The 1,209-nt window shown below is 47.8% G+C and carries 2 protein-coding genes; both read right to left on the reverse strand.

The genetic code is table 11. The features are described 5' to 3' along the window. Positions 1 to 137: 137 nt before the first annotated feature. On the reverse strand, positions 138 to 755 hold the full coding sequence (locus KUO17_RS26395; protein WP_217978480.1) for a hypothetical protein: 618 nt from the start codon (positions 753 to 755) through the stop codon (positions 138 to 140). A 5-nt stretch (positions 756 to 760) separates the two neighbouring features. Then, positions 761 to 1,174, reverse strand: coding sequence for an RHS repeat-associated core domain-containing protein (locus KUO17_RS26400; protein WP_425274904.1), 414 nt, complete (start codon positions 1,172 to 1,174; stop codon positions 761 to 763). Between the last annotated feature and the right edge of the window lie 35 nt (positions 1,175 to 1,209).

Below are 1,209 nucleotides of genomic sequence, written 5' to 3' on the forward strand. Positions count from 1 at the left end.
GCGTTGATCGCCTGGATCAGCTTGCCGTTGCCGTCATAGGCAAAGCGTTCGGTCTGCGACTGGTCACCCAGGCTGGCAGTACGCTCGGCCAGCCGACCCATGGGGTCGAAACGCAGGTCGATGCGGTGTTGACCGTGCTACCAACAGGGCATATCACGCATTTTTTCGATGAATACTAGACGTCCGTCATCACCCAGCAAGTTTTCTAACTTGGTAAAAAAACCATCCATGTCCCTGGAAATCAAATCAAATGCCCCCCAACCGTGCTCTTGCGAACCTTGAGAAATCCCAAAATACTCGCAAGAAGATAACAGGCTTTCGTACAATGGCTTTTCAATCCGGCTATCATCTTGCAAAAAGTGCGACAATTCAGAAGGCTCTGGCTTTTCAGTGTGTCTATAACGTGAAATAACACTATATTTTTTCATGGCTAGCACGTAGCGCTCATGCGAGGCAACTAGCCTGTGAAATGCGTCACCTTTATTTTTAAAGAAAAAGTTGGGCATCCCTCCCTTGGGAAACACTCCTGGATGATCAACACTGCCTGAGCCGCGCAAGCAATAACACTCTCCTAACAGATCATCCAAAATACTTTCAGCTAGCTGATTCACATCGAACCCCAGCGTACCATTTAGGTCGCGAACCATCACAGCAGAAAAATCATCTTCATCACTTGCTGGCAAGAACGAGATAAACCCATTAGCCCCTTTTTTGAAATATTTAAATTTCGACCTATGAATCAAAACCTCAAACATTTCAGCTACCCCGGATAAGTAAATATTATGACTTCGCCTTTCTTGTTTTTTGCGTGCACATGCGGTCCGTTGTGATGAGCAGGAAATCCTTCACCTACCATATGAGGGTGCCCGTCTGGGTGATCAAAAACTAGCGGCTTAGCGCCTTCCTCCTTTCGCCCTAGCGTACTTCCTCTAGCGCATAGACACGCGTAATTCTTTCCCCTGCTTTCAGGATTAAGCTTGCTAACTGAAATATCCGTTCCTCCTCGACCCACCCTCGGAACTTGAGCATGCTGCTGTGCAAGCCTCAACGCATGCGCACGGCTTCTAGCGGCAACAACTTTTTCCAGCCCGAGTGGATCAGCCCATTCGATAGGGTTTGGTGCGTATAAGTAGAGATTCAATCCACCCGAATAGCTAATCGGGTCCTGACTTATAAATGCTCCTACCCTCGGATCATAGTACCGATACC

Origin of the sequence: Pseudomonas aegrilactucae, from assembly GCF_019168305.1 — a bacterium.
Taxonomy (GTDB): Bacteria; Pseudomonadota; Gammaproteobacteria; order Pseudomonadales; family Pseudomonadaceae; genus Aquipseudomonas; species Aquipseudomonas aegrilactucae.